The 17,591-nt window shown below is 51.0% G+C and carries 15 protein-coding genes; 10 read left to right on the forward strand and 5 right to left on the reverse strand.

What is annotated here, in order from left to right; translation table 11 throughout:
* Positions 1-26: 26 nt before the first annotated feature.
* From xni to queF, 5 genes are all read right to left on the reverse strand, one after another.
* Positions 27-782, reverse strand: coding sequence for a flap endonuclease Xni (gene xni, locus ABIE10_RS19940; RefSeq protein WP_429156822.1), 756 nt, complete (start codon positions 780-782; stop codon positions 27-29).
* A gap of 137 nt (positions 783-919) precedes the next feature.
* The gene (locus tag ABIE10_RS19945) at positions 920-2,287 is read right to left on the reverse strand and encodes an L-serine ammonia-lyase (protein WP_429156824.1); all 1,368 of its coding nucleotides are present in this window, start codon (positions 2,285-2,287) and stop codon (positions 920-922) included.
* 53 nt (positions 2,288-2,340) lie between these two features.
* On the reverse strand, positions 2,341-3,630 hold the full coding sequence (locus ABIE10_RS19950; protein ID WP_016154247.1) for an HAAAP family serine/threonine permease: 1,290 nt from the start codon (positions 3,628-3,630) through the stop codon (positions 2,341-2,343).
* A 562-nt stretch (positions 3,631-4,192) separates the two neighbouring features.
* A complete protein-coding gene (gene ppnN, locus ABIE10_RS19955; RefSeq protein WP_235117390.1) occupies positions 4,193-5,557 on the reverse strand; it encodes a nucleotide 5'-monophosphate nucleosidase PpnN in 1,365 nt (454 codons plus the stop codon).
* Between the two features lie 113 nt (positions 5,558-5,670).
* Positions 5,671-6,519 (reverse strand): NADPH-dependent 7-cyano-7-deazaguanine reductase QueF, encoded by an 849-nt coding sequence (gene queF, locus ABIE10_RS19960; protein ID WP_429156826.1) that lies wholly within the window; start codon positions 6,517-6,519, stop codon positions 5,671-5,673.
* A 68-nt stretch (positions 6,520-6,587) separates the two neighbouring features.
* Here queF and syd point away from each other — a divergent pair, with 68 nt between their 5' ends.
* The 10 genes from syd (at position 6,588) to ABIE10_RS20010 (ending at position 17,557) form a co-directional block, all read left to right on the forward strand.
* The gene (gene syd / locus ABIE10_RS19965) at positions 6,588-7,133 is read left to right on the forward strand and encodes a SecY-interacting protein (RefSeq protein WP_131346696.1); all 546 of its coding nucleotides are present in this window, start codon (positions 6,588-6,590) and stop codon (positions 7,131-7,133) included.
* 631 nt (positions 7,134-7,764) lie between these two features.
* Positions 7,765-8,094: a YqcC family protein gene (locus ABIE10_RS19970; RefSeq protein ID WP_429156828.1), complete on the forward strand. Its 330-nt coding sequence runs from the start codon at positions 7,765-7,767 to the stop codon at positions 8,092-8,094.
* A complete protein-coding gene (truC, locus tag ABIE10_RS19975; protein WP_316146727.1) occupies positions 8,094-8,876 on the forward strand; it encodes a tRNA pseudouridine(65) synthase TruC in 783 nt (260 codons plus the stop codon). The genes ABIE10_RS19970 and truC overlap by 1 nt, the downstream gene beginning before the upstream one ends.
* Before the next feature lie 19 nt (positions 8,877-8,895).
* Positions 8,896-9,345: a flavodoxin gene (locus ABIE10_RS19980; protein WP_047499385.1), complete on the forward strand. Its 450-nt coding sequence runs from the start codon at positions 8,896-8,898 to the stop codon at positions 9,343-9,345.
* 324 nt (positions 9,346-9,669) lie between these two features.
* Positions 9,670-11,328: a hypothetical protein gene (locus ABIE10_RS19985; RefSeq protein WP_429156830.1), complete on the forward strand. Its 1,659-nt coding sequence runs from the start codon at positions 9,670-9,672 to the stop codon at positions 11,326-11,328.
* Positions 11,321-11,737, forward strand: coding sequence for a hypothetical protein (locus ABIE10_RS19990; RefSeq protein ID WP_429156832.1), 417 nt, complete (start codon positions 11,321-11,323; stop codon positions 11,735-11,737). Before ABIE10_RS19985 ends, ABIE10_RS19990 begins: the two co-directional genes overlap by 8 nt.
* 539 nt (positions 11,738-12,276) lie before the next feature.
* Positions 12,277-13,629 (forward strand): galactarate/glucarate/glycerate transporter GudP, encoded by a 1,353-nt coding sequence (gene gudP, locus ABIE10_RS19995; protein ID WP_016154241.1) that lies wholly within the window; start codon positions 12,277-12,279, stop codon positions 13,627-13,629.
* Between the two features lie 2 nt (positions 13,630-13,631).
* A complete protein-coding gene (locus tag ABIE10_RS20000) occupies positions 13,632-14,972 on the forward strand; it encodes an enolase C-terminal domain-like protein (protein WP_029139643.1) in 1,341 nt (446 codons plus the stop codon).
* A gap of 20 nt (positions 14,973-14,992) precedes the next feature.
* Positions 14,993-16,333, forward strand: a complete 1,341-nt coding sequence (gene gudD, locus ABIE10_RS20005) for a glucarate dehydratase (protein ID WP_016154239.1) — start codon at positions 14,993-14,995, stop codon at positions 16,331-16,333.
* A gap of 81 nt (positions 16,334-16,414) precedes the next feature.
* Positions 16,415-17,557 carry a glycerate kinase gene (locus ABIE10_RS20010; protein ID WP_016154238.1) on the forward strand — a complete coding sequence of 381 codons (1,143 nt, stop codon included), beginning with the start codon at positions 16,415-16,417 and terminating at the stop codon, positions 17,555-17,557.
* Positions 17,558-17,591 lie beyond the last annotated feature (34 nt).

Consider the following 17,591-nt stretch of genomic DNA (forward strand, 5'->3'; position numbering starts at 1 on the left):
AAGCACAGCGCCATTCGGCAACAGAACTATCGCACCAACCGTAATTGCTGCAGGTTTCCGTCGATATGTAAGTCCGTTTGCAGCCGTGCGATATCGCGACACAGAAACGCCATCTCCTGGTGCATCTCTAGTTTCTTGCGCCACTTGTCCGGTACTTCATCAAGATGCGCGTAAATGCCTTCCAGATGTTGAAACTGTACGAGCAGCTGCGTGGCGCTTTTGGGACCAATACCTGCAACCCCCGGAACTTTCGAACTGCTGATCCCGGCCAGTCCCCAGTAATCAGGCAACTGCTGCGGCAGCACGCCAAACTCTTTCTCAATAAACGGTGCATCCAGCCAGCGCTTCTGGAAGTAGTCACGAATACGCAGCGTCGGGGAGAGCAACTGACAATAGCCTTTATCGGTTGAGACGATGGTAGCCTGATGTCCCGCCTGGCTCACTTTAACCGCCAGGGTTGCGGCTAAATCATCGGCTTCATTCCCGCTGGAGACCCAACAGCAGACGCCGCGCTGTTCAAAAGCGGCGCGTAAGGCGGGCATTTCCTGGTGCAATTCATCAGGCATCGGGGGGCGACCTGCTTTGTAGTTAGGCAACCGTTGGTGACGCCAGCCGCTGTTGCGCGCTTCATCATCGAATACCGCCACGGCGTGCGTAGGCTGACTGTGCACAATCAACTGATCGAGCGCGTGCTGGCACGTCTCTACGCAGGGTGAGCCCTGTACGGCGTGAATGCGGCGGATAAGGTTCAGTGCATCGACAATGAGCAGGTGGACGGCCACGGTGTTCTCCCTAACAAATAAGTTTGTAGGGTAACATTCACGGAGAGGGGAGGCGAGTGTTGCAAAATAGCGTTATCCGTAGACCGGATGGCGGCGAGCGCCTCATCCGGCCTACAGATCCTGAAACGTGGTGGGACTTAATCGCAGGTGACAATCTTCATCGCCAGACCGCCGCGAGATGTTTCACGGTATTTGGCGTTCATGTCTTTACCGGTTTCGTACATGGTCTCGATGACTTTATCAAGGCACACGCGCGGTTCGCTGGTACGGCGCAGCGCCATACGTGCGGCGTTCACTGCTTTAACCGAAGCAATGGCGTTACGCTCAATGCACGGTACCTGTACCTGGCCGGCAACCGGATCGCAGGTCAGACCCAGGTTATGTTCCATACCGATTTCCGCCGCGATGCACACCTGCATTGGGCTACCGCCCAGCAGTTCAGCCAGACCGGCCGCAGCCATGGAGCAGGCAACGCCGACTTCACCCTGACAGCCCACTTCGGCGCCAGAGATAGAGGCGTTCATCTTGTACAGTGAACCAATGGCGCTCGCGACCAGCATGTAGCGTGCCAGCGAGTTAGCGTTCACTTCGCGGATAAACTTGTCGTAGTACGCCAGCACGGCAGGAACAATCCCGCATGCGCCATTAGTTGGCGCCGTAACCACGCGTCCACCGGCAGCGTTTTCTTCGTTCACGGCCAGCGCGAACATGTTGATCCAGTCAACAACCGCCATCGGATCAGTGGTGGTTTTGTCGCTGCTGACCAGCATACGACGCAGCGCCGCCGCGCGACGTGGAACGCGCAGTTTGCCCGGCAATACACCTTCGGTGGTGATGCCGCGCTCAATCCCGCTGCGCATGACGTCCCAGACGTTGGCGAAGTGTTGTTCCAGCTCTTCTTTGCTGTGCAGCGCCAGTTCGTTTTGCATCATCAGACCGGAAAGTGACAGGCCGGTTTCCTGGCAATAACGTTGCAAATCAGCCGCAGATTTATACGGATACGGCACGTTTACCGGAGAGTTGTTCGGTAAACCAAAATGTTCTTCATCAACGATGAATCCACCGCCAATGGAATAGTAAGTCTGGCTGTAAATGGCTTTTTCGCCCGCCAGTGCGGTAATACGCATCCCGTTTTCGTGCAGGGACAGATTGTCCGCATGGAAATTCATGCACTTGTCGACCGGGAACTCGACCTCATGTTGACCGTCCGCCAGCAGCAAACGTCCATGAGTATTCACATCCTGGATAAAGGCCGGGATGGCATCAATGTCTACGGTATCCGGCAGATTACCCGCCAGGCCCATAATAATCGCGATGTCGGTATGGTGACCTTTCCCCGTCAGAGACAAAGAGCCATAGACATCAACCACTACGCGGGTTACGTCAGTGAGAATTCCGCGTGCAATCAGGTCATCCGTGAATTGTTTGCCTGCTTTCATCGGGCCAACAGTGTGGGAGCTGGAAGGGCCAATGCCGATTTTGAAAATATCGAATACGCTAATCATGAGGCGTCCATTGTGTATCGAGGTGCGCCGCCCCGAGGAGCGGCGCAGGGGAATTAACTGAACAGAGAGTAGAAAATAGCGGAGATAGCGATCAGGCCCATAATCACAACGAAGACGTTGCTGATATGGCCGCTGTATTTACGCATTGCCGGTACTTTCTGAATTGCATACATCGGCATCAGGAACAGAATCATCGCGATGATTGGGCCACCCAGGGTTTCAATCATACCGAGGATACTTGGGTTCAGCGTCGCCACAATCCAGGTGGTTACCAGCATGAACAGCGCAGTGATTTTGTTCAGTTTGTTGATTTCGATGGTTTTGCCTTTGCCGCGCAGAGACTTAATCACCATACCGTTGAAACCTTCACGTGCGCCCAGGTAGTGGCCGAGGAAGGATTTGGTGATAGCGATAATCGCGATGATCGGTGCCATCCAGGCAATGATCGGCGCGTTAAAGTGGTTTGCCAGGTAAGACAGGATAGAGATGTTCTGCTCTTTCGCTGCAGCCAGATCCGCTGGGGTCAGGCTAAATACGCAGCTGAAGACGAAGAACATAACGGTCAGCACCATCATGATGTGAGCGAATGCCAGAATCTTAGAGCATTTCTTCTCAGCTTCATCACCGTATTCTTCACGCTTCGCCACGGCGAAGGAGGAGATGATTGGTGAGTGGTTGAAGGAGAACACCATTACCGGAATTGCCAGCCACAGGGTCAACAGCAGTCCGTTGCCGGTGGTTGCTGCAGAGTCAAAGGACAGGGTTTCAAGAACTGCACCGCTCCACTGAGGGATCAGGTACAGCGCCAGCAGCATCAGGGCGGCAACAAACGGGAATACCAGGATGCTCATCGCCTTCACGATCATCTGCTCACCGAAACGCACGATGGTCATCATGCCGACAATCAGGATCAGAGACAGGATTGCGCGCGGCGGCGGCGTAATTGCCAGCTGGTGGGTCAGGAAGCTTTCGACGGTGTTGGTGATTGCTACGCTGTAGACCAACAGAATTGGGTAGATAGCGAAGAAGTAGAGCAGGGTAATCAGTTTACCTGCGCCTACACCAAAGTGTTCTTCTACAACTTCAGTAATGTCTTCACCCGGATTTTTACCGGACAGCACGAAGCGAGTCAGGCCGCGGTGTGCAAAGAAGGTCATTGGGAAAGCAAGGATCGCCATGATGATCAGCGGAATCATACCGCCTACGCCTGCGTTAATCGGCAGGAACAATACACCCGCGCCAATCGCCGTGCCGTAAAGGCCCAGCATCCACATGGTGTCTGTCTTGCGCCATGCGCTGCGGGTCTGGCCCGTAACGATAGTGCTGGTTTGAGTGTTTTCCATCTATTTCTCCTGGAGGAAGCTTAAAAAGTCGGGTTTGGGGTCAATCCAATGAGAAAATACCCGACTGTAAATCGAAATTCGTTGAGCGATTTTTTATATAATTTTTCGCCGTAATAATTTGCGGGCGGAAAGATACATTTTAGTAATGAATGTATCAGTGATCGCGATCCCAAATGCAATAATCCACCTTTTATGTGGATAAATTTGGACCATTAATCTGTTAAAAAATAGTCAAAGCGAATTTACGGGCGCGAAGGCTAACATTAACGACATATATCATGAAAGCGAAGGCGCGAAGATACGAGCGTTACGCTGTAAAAACTGTTGTTTTTAGAGGATTTTGGCGACTAATAATAATTTCCTAAGATAAATCACGGTTGGGTTTTAAAGGTAATCGTTTGCGTGGCTCGCTATTTTTAATGAAACATCATCGGTATTTATATGATCGTCTGAGCTATGTGACTGGTATCACTAAAAAAAGCCGGGAGGCTGATGCGCCAAACCCGGCTTTGATATGGACAAAACTGTCACCGCGATAGCGTCTGCTGGCGGCTGTTGGAGGTTAGGCGCAAATCTCGTAGCAAGGGATATACGCGGAGCCTGGTAACTTCATACGATGCTGTGCAACAAAGCCCTGCAGGAGATCGTCCATGCGGCGCATCATTTCGTGGTCACCGTGGATTTTGTACGGGCCAAACTCTTCAATGGCGCGGATCCCGACTTCCTTCACGTTACCGGCTACAATCCCCGAGAACGCACGGCGCAGGTCTGCCGCCAGTACTTCCACGGGTTGATCCGGGTACAGCTTCAGGTTAGCCATGTTTTCATGGGACGGCTCGAACGGCATCTGCAAATCAGGCGCGATACGAATCGACCAGTTAAAGCTGTAGGCATCACCGGTGTCACGGCGGTTCTCTTTCACCAGCGGCATCGCTTTTTTCATCAGACGAGCCACTTCTGCTGCATCGTCTATGATAATGCGATAGTGGCGACGCGCATCTTCCCCCAGCGTGTGCACGATAAATTCGTCCAGCACGCGGAAGTAATCGGCGCTCTCTTTTGGTCCAGTCAGGATCAGCGGTAAAACCTGATCTTTGTTGGCCGGGTTCATCAGGATCCCCAGCAGATACAGCAGTTCTTCTGCTGTCCCTACGCCGCCTGGGAAGATGATTATACCGTGGGCGATACGCACGAACGCTTCCAGACGTTTTTCAATGTCCGGCATGATGATCAGTTCGTTAACCAGCGGGTTAGGCGGCTCAGCGGCAATGATTGACGGTTCGGTCATACCGATAAAGCGGCTGTCTTTGTATCGTTGCTGGGCGTGACCGACCGCAGCGCCTTTCATTGGCGCTTCCATCGCCCCCGGACCACAGCCGGTACAGATGTTCAGTTCGCGCAGGCCCAACTGGGTACCAACGCGGCGGGCGTACAGGTACTCATTTTCGTTGATTGAGTGACCCCCCCAGCAGACGACCATGTTCGGCGCTTCACCCACGTGTAGCGCCCGGGCATTGCGCAGGATCGAGAATACCAGGTTGGTAATATGCACCGAGCTTTCGAGATCCAGATGCTGAAAGCGACCGGCGTTATGGATCTGGCCATTGACGAACAGAATGTCGCGCAGCACAGCAAACAGGTTGGCCTGCAGTGCGCGAATAATGCGTCCATCAACAAACGCATCTTCAGGCGGGTTGATCAGTTCCAGCTTTACGCCCCGTTCGCGGCGCAGCACGTTAATGTCGAAACTTTCAAAGCGTGACAGCAGCTCTTTGCTGTTGTCGGTCAAACTGCCGGAGTTCAGAACGGCAAGCGAACAGTTACGAAACAGTTGATACAGGTCGCTGCTGGCCGTGCGTTTAAGCATATCGACTTCCAGCTGCGACAACATGTCCATTGAGCCAAGCGGGCTAATATGTGTAATCAAGTAAACTCCTTATGGGACGCAACACGTCATTCCCTGTTGATTACAATAGCCCTGGCTTATGACCTTTCACAACCTTGCGCGCGGAATCCGGCACGCAAAATTGAGAAAAAAGATTACTGACGTACCAGGCGCCCCGTTGCTGGGGTGAAATCGGTGTTGGTGCGCCATGGGTTAATGTCCAGGCCGCCACGTCGCGTGTAGCGTGCGTAAACGCTCAGTTTCTCCGGCTGGCAGAAGCGCAGAATGTCATTGAAAATGCGTTCCACGCACTGCTCGTGAAACTCATTATGGTGACGGAAGGAGACCAGATAACGCAGCAGGTTCTCGCGATCGATTTTCCGTCCGCGATACTGAATCTGTATGGAGCCCCAGTCCGGCTGGTGGGTGATCAAGCAGTTAGACTTCAGCAGATGGCTGACCAGCGTCTCTTCCACCGCTTTTTCACCGCCAACGGCATTTTCCAGATACTCTGTGCTGAACTGGTAGTTATCGATGACGATATCCTGATTGTCGATACAGGTGCCGTTAAAGTGGGCTATCGGTTGTCCTTCCAGTTCGTCAAGACGGTACAGCGCTACGCTGACATCACCCTGAGCACAAGCGCGCAGATCGTTTTCCAGCGTCTGGCGTACCGCATCCCAGGAATCAAAACGCGTCTGGTTAAAACTGTTCAGGTAAAGCTTAAAGCTTTTCGATTCGATCAGATTTACGCTGGTGTAATCCAGTTCTACATGACCGACCGCTACCTGCGGTAAACCGTTGGCATTCAGCCAAGACAGTTCATATAGCGTCCAGATATCGGCACCGTGAAAAGGCAGATTATCGGCCTGTAAATCCAGCGGGTCGCGGTTCAGGCTGCGTGGAACGCCCTGCAGCAGGCTGGCATCGTAATTGTCACGGTAATCTGTTGATTTACCGAGAGTCAGGCCGTCAAGCGCCTGATGATTTTCATAAGAGGACATGTTTCACCGTCATAAACCAGATACACTATGCGACAAGTGTATCCTGGCTTTTGTGAAGAGAGAAATCAGTGGACGAATTGACAGCGCAGGCGTTGACAGCCTTTACGACACGTTATTGCGACGCATGGTACGAAAAAAACAACAGCTGGCCCCTCAGCGATGAGCTGTATGGCGTACCTTCTCCGTGCATCATTTCTTCCACAGACGATGCGGTATTCTGGCAACCTCAGCCTTTTGTCGGCGAAAAAAACCTCAATGCGGTTGAACGCGCCTTTGATATCGTGATACAACCAGCCGTTCACGCTTTTTACACCACCCAGTTTGCCGGGGACATGCACGCGCAGTTTGCGGATGAAAAACTAACGCTGCTGCAAACCTGGAGCGAAGACGACTTCAGGCGCGTTCAGGAAAACTTGATTGGTCACCTGGTTACGCAAAAGCGCCTCAAGCTGTCGCCTACGCTTTTTATTGCCACCCAGGACAATGAGCTTGACGTTATTTCGGTGTGCAATCTCTCCGGTGAAGTGTGCAAAGAAACGCTGGGAACCCGTAAACGAACGGTGCTGGCAGACTCACTTGCGGAATTTCTCACTCAGCTTAAGCCAGTTCTGTAATCCAGATTGCCCTGAACCTTGTGAGAGATCTCTTACAAACCCTGTAGGACATTGCCAGGTAATAAGTAAAGACTTAATGAACGGATAAAATAATTATCCCTTATTATTCATAAAGTTAATGTTTTATTGTCAACTTTCATACGAAAATAATCTTAAGGGAGTGTCTGTAAGCATCTTGTAAGACAAGGCGAAACAGGCGATTCTATATCTGTCGACAAGGAGTCGCACAACGAAGAGAACATCAGGATGATGGCTCTTCGGCAGGACACACCAGGACGGTGTTACAAGGACAGGCTTCAGGATGAAGCGAAGCGGAAAGCGCTGGATGCGTTAAGGGACACCTCCAGGATGGAGAATGAGAGCCGGTCAGGATGTTCGGCGGGTCAGGATGGCCAGGACACTTCAGGATGAAGTTTTCACATCGGGGTGATGTGAGCAGGATGCACAAGTTCAGGATGAACAAGGTCGCAAGACCACAGGAAAAGTTGTCACGGATGAGCAGGGAGCACTAAAAGTAGCTGGAACGCTGCGAAACGAACCGGGAGCACTGTTTTTACAGTGCTCCCTTTTTTTATTTCCCTTCACTAGTGCTATTCTTCGCGCCAGATTTTTCATCATTGAGGTTAATTTCATGACGACTCATGACCGTGTGCGCCAGCAGTTACACGCGCTTGAAGCGCTACTGCGTGAACATAATCACTGGCGGTTGGATGAGCCTGCAGAGCATCTGTTTACCAGCACGCAGCCTTTTTGTATGGATACCATGGAGCCGGTTGAGTGGCTGCAATGGGTATTGATTCCCCGCATGCATACGCTGATTAATAACGCTCAACCGCTTCCGCAGGCTTTTGCCGTCGCACCGTATTACGAAATGGCGTTGGCAGCCGATCACCCGCAACGCGAAATTCTGCTGACGGCATTGCAGGAGTTGGATGCACTGTTTACAAGTGATAACGCCTGATGCTGGAGATTCTGTATCAGGACGAATGGCTGGTCGCAGTTAACAAACCTTCGGGCTGGTTGGTTCACCGCAGTTGGCTCGACCGGGATGAGAAAGTGGTGGTGATGCAAACGGTACGCGACCAGATTGGTCAGCACGTTTTTACCGCCCACCGACTCGACAGACCGACTTCCGGGGTACTGCTGATGGGACTGTCCAGCGAAGCCGGGCGGTTGCTGTCCCAGCAATTTGAACATCATCAAATTCAGAAACGCTATCATGCGATTGTGCGTGGCTGGCTGATGGATGATGCTGTGCTGGATTACCCGCTGGTCGAAGAACTGGATAAGATCGCCGATAAATTTGCCCGTGATGATAAAGGCCCGCAGCCTGCCGTCACCCATTATCGCGGTTTGGCGACGGTTGAGATGCTGGTAGCGACCGGACGTTATCCGACGACCCGTTATGGATTGGTGGAACTGGATCCTAAAACCGGTCGAAAACACCAGCTCAGACGCCATCTGGCGCACTTACGCCATCCAATTATCGGCGACAGTAAGCACGGTGATTTGCGGCAAAACCGCAGCGCCGCTGAGCATTTTGGCTGTCAGCGTTTGATGCTTCATGCCAGCCAGCTTGCGCTGACTCATCCTTTCACCGGCGAACCGCTGGTTATTCGCGCCGGGCTGGATGATGTCTGGATGCAGGCGCTATCACAGTTTGGCTGGCGTGGACTTCTCCCTGAGAATGAAAGGGTTGAGTTCAACGGGCTGTCAGGTCAGGATGAGCAGATAGATTCTTAAGTCCCAGGAGATTACGGTTATGGCGGAAATTGGAATTTTTGTCGGCACGATGTACGGAAACGCGTTGCTGGTTGCCGAAGAGGCCGAAGCTATTTTGACGGCGCAGGGTCATAAAGCCACGGTGTTCGAAGATCCCGAGCTCAGCGACTGGCAGGCATATCAGGAAAAATATGTGCTGGTGGTGACCTCAACGACCGGACAGGGCGATCTGCCGGATAGCATCGTGCCGCTGTTTCAGGGGATCAAAGATAATCTCGGTTTCCAGCCAAATCTGCATTACGGGGTAATTGCGCTGGGTGACAGTAGCTATGTTAATTTCTGCAATGGCGGCAAGCAGTTCGATGCACTGTTGCAGGAACAAAGCGCCCACCGTGTTGGGGAAATGCTGCTGATTGACGCCAGCGAGCATCCTGAACCGGAAAGCGAATCCAATCCCTGGGTAGAAAACTGGGGAACCTTGCTTAAATAACCTTGCGCCCGGCAGCGCTTTGTTTGCACGGGCCTGTGACAAATGATGGACATGGAGAGAACAATCTGATTATCACTAAGGGAGATTTGCTTTAATTTATCTGTATTATAAATACAATCGCATAATTTTATTTGTAACCCGAATTTATAAAAATTAAATTCGGGTTTTTTATTATTTATGAGATCAAAAGCACAAACAAATAACCCGGTTATCATGCTTTAATAAAAACAGGCCCAAAATCTGGATTTTGTGAATGAATTAATGAGGTGAATAAATGAGATAGAATGATAATAATTGGAAATTATTAAGCTAAGGAGATGCAATTTGTTTACTTTGTATAATTCACGGGATTTTAGCCAAAGCGCCAGATTAGAAGACTTCGAAAAAATAATTTCACCTAAAGAAGGTATTAGGTTAGCAAGGATATATTATGAACTTGATGATGATAAAAATCAGCGCTCAACTATATTTGGCCTGCCACAGAGAAAATGGAATGTAAACCGATATTCTTCTGGTGCGTATGAAAGGCCCTCTATTGGTAGATGTAATCGCATTTATGATGAGATACAACACAAATTAAGCGTGGGCTGGATAATAGCGATAGATTATGATGAGCATTGGTCCTGGGACAGAAATCCTTTTTATTTTGATCAGGACGGGGAGTTAGTTTATGAACCATTTATGCCTGATGTATTCGACAGTATCTTCGCAGAGAGAGTAAGGAGAGCTTATCAGGAAACCCTCGACAGGGGACTGGGAAGAAAAACCAGACCCACTCAAAAGATTGAGTATGGCGCACCAGGTTATCTTGAACCCACACTAAAACCTCTTGCCGTAGTACCAAGGCATTCATGTCCGGTTGAAGAGGATAAACCGTCTCGCGAACCTGTAGATGCAGGATTTTGTGTACTGCCCTATGAGGCCACACCGTCATCTTTCGAATCCAGCTTTTTTATTAATCCTCCGGATGGTACACGTGAGTTATATCACAAGCTCAATCCAGATATAAAAAAACAACCGGGTTCAATTCTGCTTGTCGTTGATCCTGAAAAGCAAGATCAGCAACAGATTGAAATATTGCAAAAAGCGCGTGATCGAATTGATAACGCGCTTGCACCATTAACACTGCCAGAAGCCCGTGTGTTACACAAAAATAGAGCTTCCGTGGATATTTTTTCTTCACAATTATACAGCGATGCTTTAGGACAAAGCGGGGATATCTTAGGTTACATAAAAGATACCGGTGGGGGGTATTATGAAGAAATAAATAAAACACTCAATGAAATACAGGCGCTTTATAAGAAAACATATAGTAGTAATTCTGGTCGTATTTCTGGAGAGGAGTTTTTTGGTCAACGAGAACGACTATTTAAAAAATTAGACGGTATTTTGAATAAATTCTCAAAAGAACGGCTAAATTTAAAACAATATGAAGATATAAAGCAGGCATTAGGTTTATCAACCAAATCGATTATGCATAAGTGGGATCAAACAGGAGTAAAGGATATTGAGGGATATGCAAGCTACATAGAAAAGTCAGCCAAACTGATAAAAATAATGAGAACAACAGGCTATGTAGGTGTTGGTCTTGATTTTGCGAGTTATACAACTAACGTTTATGAAGCTTGCGCAAAAGGACGTGAAAGCGAATGTAGAAAAGCAGCGATAACGGAGTACAGCAAATTCGGCTTCAAACAAACTGCAAGTTTTGCTGGCGGAGCTGCCGGGGGAATTATGGGGAGAGCCGCGTGTACATGGGTTCTGGGATTGATTACATCAGAAGCAGGAGGTATTGGCGCAAGTGTATGTTTGGTAAGTGGCATTGCTTCAAGTATTGCAGGAGGTAAATTTTTGGAAAAAATGGGTGAGAAACTAGGTGATAGGTTTGGTGGATTAGTGAATGACGATATTGATAATCCAGAACTTAAACTGTATGACCCAGATTCATTTAATGAAGCAGCAGGTATTCTAATATATGAATAGATTTTTAACAGATAATCTAGATGTCATTAATATGAGCCTTGGCATAATGCTGGTTATTATAACTTTGATTTTAATACTTATTTCTTATGTGATAAATGATGAGAAGTATAAAAAAATAGTAATATTATACGAGGAGGAGTTTGGTCGTCTTCCTATCACTGCAAGTTTGGCGAGAACAGCAAGCTTAATTGGTACTCCCGGTATCTACTTTGCAAAAATAGATTTCATTATGTCTAGTCTGATTTTTCCCTATAACAGGGTTTTTAATAATGATATGAGTATTGAAGCATATCATTTTATTCGTTCCTTACCCAAAGAATTAACCACCGGGTTTAAAGTTGAAGCGGCGTTCTGGTTTGTTGAGTTTATTGTTCTGGCTTTTTTGGTGATCCTTTATTATTTTTTCTGAAAAATCGAATGTTAATAGGGACTCCAATAAACTAGAGTCCCTTTTTTATTTTTATTTTTATTTCAATGTCCCATATTCCTGATCAACAATCTCACCATAATTAGCGGCAGGTAATAACCCCACTAAAAAACAATTGAGTCACGTTAGGAGTTGGTGCGCAATCTAAGAGATCAGCTTCCTAAACTGTTAGTCGTCATAAGTAGTAGCGCCTTAAACCCAGATGGGCACCGCTGGTTAGATGTTGCCGCTACCCGGCAACAAATCGCCCACCAAACGCCAATTTCGTGAAGCATCTTCCATTCCCTTAGGCTTATGCCATAAACAACCTCATTCACCTCCCGCAATGTTGTGTTTTTGCACGGTGAGGGTAAGAGGCACTCCTTCATATACTTTTCCCGTCAGTTCCCGAAAAGGCAGCGAGTCAGAATAAAACGGCCCTGAGCTGTACCAAAACTGCCACACACTAACCTCTCATTCTGATCACCCTACAGGTGCTGTACAGAATGAACTGGCGAAAGCCAAGATTCAGGAGTGCAACAATGAGTTCATTAAGTCAGGCGGCGAGCAGCGCGGAAAAACGCACTAACGCTCGCTACTGGATAGTGGTGATGCTGTTTATCGTCACATCCTTCAACTACGGCGATCGCGCCACCTTATCCATCGCCGGCTCGGAGATGGCCAAAGATATTGGTCTGGATGCGGTGGGGATGGGGTATGTATTCTCCGCTTTTTCATGGGCCTATGTTATCGGTCAGATCCCCGGCGGCTGGCTGCTCGACCGCTTCGGTTCAAAACGTGTTTACTTCTGGTCCATTTTTATCTGGTCCATGTTTACCCTGCTGCAGGGCTTCGTCGATATCTTCAGCGGCTTCGGCATTATCGTTGCGCTGTTTACCCTGCGCTTCCTCGTGGGGTTAGCCGAAGCGCCATCCTTCCCTGGCAACAGTCGTATTGTGGCGGCGTGGTTCCCGGCGCAGGAAAGGGGCACGGCGGTCGCTATTTTTAACTCGGCGCAGTACTTTGCCACCGTAATCTTCGCGCCAATCATGGGCTGGTTGACCCACGAAGTGGGCTGGTCGCATGTGTTCTTCTTTATGGGCGGTCTCGGGATTGTTATCAGTTTTATCTGGCTGAAGGTGATTCATGAACCGAACCAGCATCCGGGCGTAAACCAAAAAGAGCTGGACTACATTGCCGAAGGCGGAGCGCTGATCAATATGGATCAGGCGGCAGCCAAAGCCAAAGTGCCGTTCAGCGTGAAGTGGGGGCAGATCAAGCAACTGCTGGGCTCACGAATGATGATCGGTATTTATATCGGCCAATACTGCATAAATGCACTTACCTACTTCTTTATCACCTGGTTCCCGGTTTATCTGGTACAGGCACGCGGTATGTCGATTTTGAAAGCCGGTTTTGTTGCCTCGGTCCCGGCCATTTGCGGATTCGCAGGCGGCGTGCTCGGCGGCATTATTTCCGACTGGCTGATGCGCCGTACCGGTTCGCTGAATATCGCCCGTAAAACGCCAATCGTACTGGGTATGCTGTTGTCGATGGTGATGGTGTTCTGTAACTACGTCAACGTAGAGTGGATGATCATCGGCTTTATGGCGCTGGCCTTCTTCGGCAAAGGTATCGGTGCGTTGGGATGGGCGGTGATGGCCGATACTGCGCCAAAAGAGATCAGCGGTTTGAGCGGCGGTCTGTTCAATATGTTTGGCAACATCTCCGGTATCGTTACGCCAATTGCTATCGGCTACATCGTAGGTACCACTGGCTCGTTTAACGGTGCGTTGATTTACGTCGGGGTGCATGCGCTGATTGCTGTAGTGAGCTATCTGGTGCTGGTGGGTGATATTAAACGTATCGAACTGAAACCTGTCGCAGGGCAATGATGATGACAACACAATCGAGTCCCATTATTACCGATATGAAGGTCATTCCGGTGGCCGGTCATGACAGCATGCTGCTCAATATTGGCGGGGCGCATAACGCATACTTTACCCGCAATATCGTCGTGCTCACCGATAACGCCGGAAATACCGGCGTCGGTGAAGCGCCGGGCGGCGAAGTGATTTATCAGACGCTGGTGGACGCGATTCCACAAGTGTTGGGCCAGGAAGTCGCGCGCCTGAATAAGGTGGTTCAGCAGGTGCATAAAGGCAACCAGGCCGCTGATTTTGACACCTTTGGTAAAGGTGCCTGGACCTTTGAACTGCGGGTTAATGCGGTGGCCGCGCTGGAAGCCGCACTGCTCGACCTGCTGGGCAAGGCGCTGAACGTACCGGTCTGCGAACTGTTAGGGCCAGGCAAGCAGCGCGATGCGGTCACCGTGCTCGGCTATCTGTTCTACGTGGGAGATCGCAGCAAAACCGATCTGCCGTATCTGGACAGCACGCCGGGTAACCATGAGTGGTATCACCTGCGTCACCAGCAGGCGATGAACAGTGAGGCGGTGGTGCGTCTGGCTCAGGCTTCGCAGGATCGCTACGGCTTTAAAGATTTCAAACTCAAAGGCGGTGTGCTGCCTGGCGAACAGGAAATCGACACCGCTCGCGCGTTGAAACAATGCTTCCCGGATGCGCGTATTACGGTCGATCCTAACGGTGCCTGGCTGCTGGATGAAGCTATCTCCTTGTGTAAAGGGCTGAACGATGTTCTGACCTACGCCGAAGATCCGTGCGGCGCAGAACAGGGTTTTTCTGGCCGCGAAGTGATGGCCGAGTTCCGCCGTGCAACCGGCCTGCCGGTAGCAACGAATATGATAGCCACCAACTGGCGTGAGATGGGCCATGCGGTGATGCTCAACTCGGTAGATATTCCACTGGCCGATCCGCACTTCTGGACCCTTTCCGGCGCGGTACGCGTGGCACAGCTATGCGATGACTGGGGACTGACCTGGGGCTGCCACTCTAACAATCATTTTGATATTTCCCTGGCGATGTTCACCCACGTCGGTGCCGCTGCGCCGGGCAACCCAACGGCGATCGACACCCACTGGATCTGGCAGGAGGGCGATTGCCGCCTGACCAAAAATCCGCTGGAGATTAAACACGGAAAAATTGCGGTACCCGACGCGCCCGGCCTGGGCGTGGAACTGGACTGGGATCAGGTACAGAAAGCGCATGAAGCCTATAAGGCGCTGCCCGGCGGCGCGCGTAATGACGCAGGCCCGATGCAGTATCTGATCCCTGGATGGACTTTTGACCGTAAACGTCCCGTTTTCGGCCGCCACTAATTTTGAATAAGGACTTAATTATGAGCGCACAATTTACTACCCCAGTCGTAACCGCGATGCAGGTGATCCCGGTTGCGGGCCATGACAGCATGCTGATGAATCTGAGCGGCGCACATGCTCCGTTCTTCACGCGTAATATTGTGATTATCAAAGATAACTCCGGTCATACCGGCGTGGGTGAGATTCCCGGCGGCGAAAAAATTCGTCAGACCCTGGAAGATGCCATTCCGCTGGTGGTGGGCAAAACGTTAGGTGAATACAAAAACGTACTGAATGCGGTCCGCAATACCTTTGCCGATCGTGATGCCGGTGGCCGCGGTTTGCAGACCTTCGATTTACGTACCACTATTCATGTGGTTACCGGGATCGAAGCGGCCATGTTGGATCTGCTGGGTCAGCATCTGGGCGTTAACGTCGCATCTCTGCTGGGCGACGGTCAGCAGCGTAGCGAAGTTGAAATGCTGGGTTATCTGTTCTTCGTCGGTAACCGTAACGCGACGCCGCTGCCGTATCAGAGCCAGCCGGATGAGAAATGCGACTGGTATCGCCTGCGTCATGAAGAGGCGATGACCCCGGATGCAGTGGTGCGCCTGGCGGAAGCCGCATATGAGAAATATGGTTTCAACGATTTCAAACTGAAAGGCGGGGTGTTGGCCGGGGAAGAAGAAGCGGAATCTATTGTGGCGCTGGCGAAACGCTTTCCACAGGCACGCGTCACGCTCGATCCCAATGGTGCGTGGTCGCTGAATGAAGCGATTAAAATTGGTAAGTACCTGAAAGGATCGCTGGCTTATGCGGAAGATCCGTGCGGCGCCGAGCAGGGGTTCTCAGGCCGTGAAGTCATGGCGGAATTCCGTCGTGCTACCGGCCTGCCGACCGCCACCAACATGATTGCCACCGACTGGCGTCAGATGGGACATACGCTGTCGTTGCAGTCCGTGGATATCCCGCTGGCGGATCCGCACTTCTGGACTATGCAGGGTTCTGTCCGCGTTGCGCAGATGTGTCATGAGTTTGGGCTGACCTGGGGCTCGCACTCTAACAACCACTTTGATATTTCGCTGGCGATGTTTACTCATGTTGCGGCGGCGGCGCCGGGCAAAATTACCGCTATCGATACCCACTGGATCTGGCAGGAAGGCAATCAACGCCTGACCAAAGAGCCGTTTGAAATCAAAGGTGGCATGGTGCAGGTACCGGCGAAGCCGGGTCTGGGCGTGGAGCTGGATATGGATCAGGTTATGAAAGCTCATGAGCTGTATCAGCAACATGGACTGGGAGCGCGCGATGATGCCATGGGAATGCAGTATCTGATCCCGAACTGGACGTTTGATAATAAGCGTCCGTGCATGGTACGCTAAGCGAACTGGGACCGCTCCCACAAAGGGGCGGTTTTTCTCCTGGTGTATGCTTAACACAGTCAACATGCGTAAGGATGCTTTATGAAAATAGTAATCGCACCGGATTCCTATAAGGAAAGTTTGAGTGCGCTTGAAGTGGCAACGGCTATTGAGCTGGGATTTCGTGAGATCTGGCCTGAGGCGAATTACGTGAAGATCCCGGTCGCGGATGGCGGTGAGGGAACGGTCGAAGCGATGGTTGCCGCAACGCAAGGCCACCTTGTGCATGTTGATGTTACCGGCCCTCTGGGTAAAACGATTCAGGCATTTTATGGTTTATCCGGGGATGAGCGTTCGGCGTTTATCGAAATGGCGGCCGCCAGCGGACTGGAGCAGGTTCCCGCAGGTTTACGCGATCCGCTGAAAACGACCTCCTGGGGAACCGGGGAGCTAATCCGTCATGCGCTGGACGCGGGCGTTGAACATATCATTATCGGCATTGGCGGCAGCGCCACCAATGATGGCGGTGCCGGGATGGTGCAAGCGCTGGGAGCAAAATTACTGGATGCGCAAAATAACGATATTGCTCATGGCGGGACTGGCCTTGAATCACTCGCCCGGATTGATATTTCTCAGCTAGACCCGCGTCTTGCCGCGTGCCGTATTGAAGTGGCCTGCGATGTGACTAATCCGTTGACCGGTGAAGAGGGGGCCTCTGCGGTCTTCGGTCCGCAAAAGGGGGCGACGCCGGAGATGATTCTTCGTCTTGATCGGGCGCTCACGCATTATGCGCAACTCATTGCCCGCGATCTGGACGTCAACGTGCTGGAACTGGCGGGTGGTGGCGCGGCTGGTGGTATGGGGGCGGCACTGTATGCGTTTTGCGGTGCGCAGTTACGCTGCGGTATTGAGGTCGTGACGGATGCGTTACACCTCGACGACTGCGTTGCGGATGCGGATTTAGTGGTCACGGGTGAAGGACGTATCGACAGCCAGACCATTCACGGTAAGGTTCCGGTTGGCGTGGCGAAGGTGGCAAAGCGTTACAACAAACCGGTTATCGGCATTGCTGGCAGCCTGACGGCTGATGTCGGTGTTGTACATGAGCATGGGCTGGATGCGGTTTTTAGCGTTATCTATACCGTTTGCACACTGGATGAGGCGCTGAAGAACGCGAGTGAGAACGTGCGAATGACGGCGCGAAACGTGGCCGCGACCCTGAAAGCGGGTCAGCAATTACGTTGAATGATGTGGCATGAAGGCCGGATAAGACGCGTGA

The sequence above is a fragment of the Citrobacter sp. 506 genome (assembly GCF_050434985.1).
GTDB classification, from domain to species: domain Bacteria; phylum Pseudomonadota; class Gammaproteobacteria; order Enterobacterales; family Enterobacteriaceae; genus Citrobacter; species Citrobacter braakii.

Coding starts and splice junctions, on each gene's coding strand:
- ABIE10_RS19945 (WP_429156824.1), bottom strand. CDS start 2,287: ATGATTAGCGTATTCGATATTTTCAAAATCGGCATTGGCCCTTCCAGC.
- ABIE10_RS19950 (WP_016154247.1), bottom strand. CDS start 3,630: ATGGAAAACACTCAAACCAGCACTATCGTTACGGGCCAGACCCGCAGC.
- queF (WP_429156826.1), bottom strand. CDS start 6,519: ATGTCCTCTTATGAAAATCATCAGGCGCTTGACGGCCTGACTCTCGGT.
- ABIE10_RS19970 (WP_429156828.1), top strand. CDS start 7,765: ATGACGACTCATGACCGTGTGCGCCAGCAGTTACACGCGCTTGAAGCG.
- truC (WP_316146727.1), top strand. CDS start 8,094: ATGCTGGAGATTCTGTATCAGGACGAATGGCTGGTCGCAGTTAACAAA.
- ABIE10_RS19980 (WP_047499385.1), top strand. CDS start 8,896: ATGGCGGAAATTGGAATTTTTGTCGGCACGATGTACGGAAACGCGTTG.
- ABIE10_RS19990 (WP_429156832.1), top strand. CDS start 11,321: ATGAATAGATTTTTAACAGATAATCTAGATGTCATTAATATGAGCCTT.
- gudP (WP_016154241.1), top strand. CDS start 12,277: ATGAGTTCATTAAGTCAGGCGGCGAGCAGCGCGGAAAAACGCACTAAC.
- ABIE10_RS20000 (WP_029139643.1), top strand. CDS start 13,632: ATGACAACACAATCGAGTCCCATTATTACCGATATGAAGGTCATTCCG.
- gudD (WP_016154239.1), top strand. CDS start 14,993: ATGAGCGCACAATTTACTACCCCAGTCGTAACCGCGATGCAGGTGATC.
- ABIE10_RS20010 (WP_016154238.1), top strand. CDS start 16,415: ATGAAAATAGTAATCGCACCGGATTCCTATAAGGAAAGTTTGAGTGCG.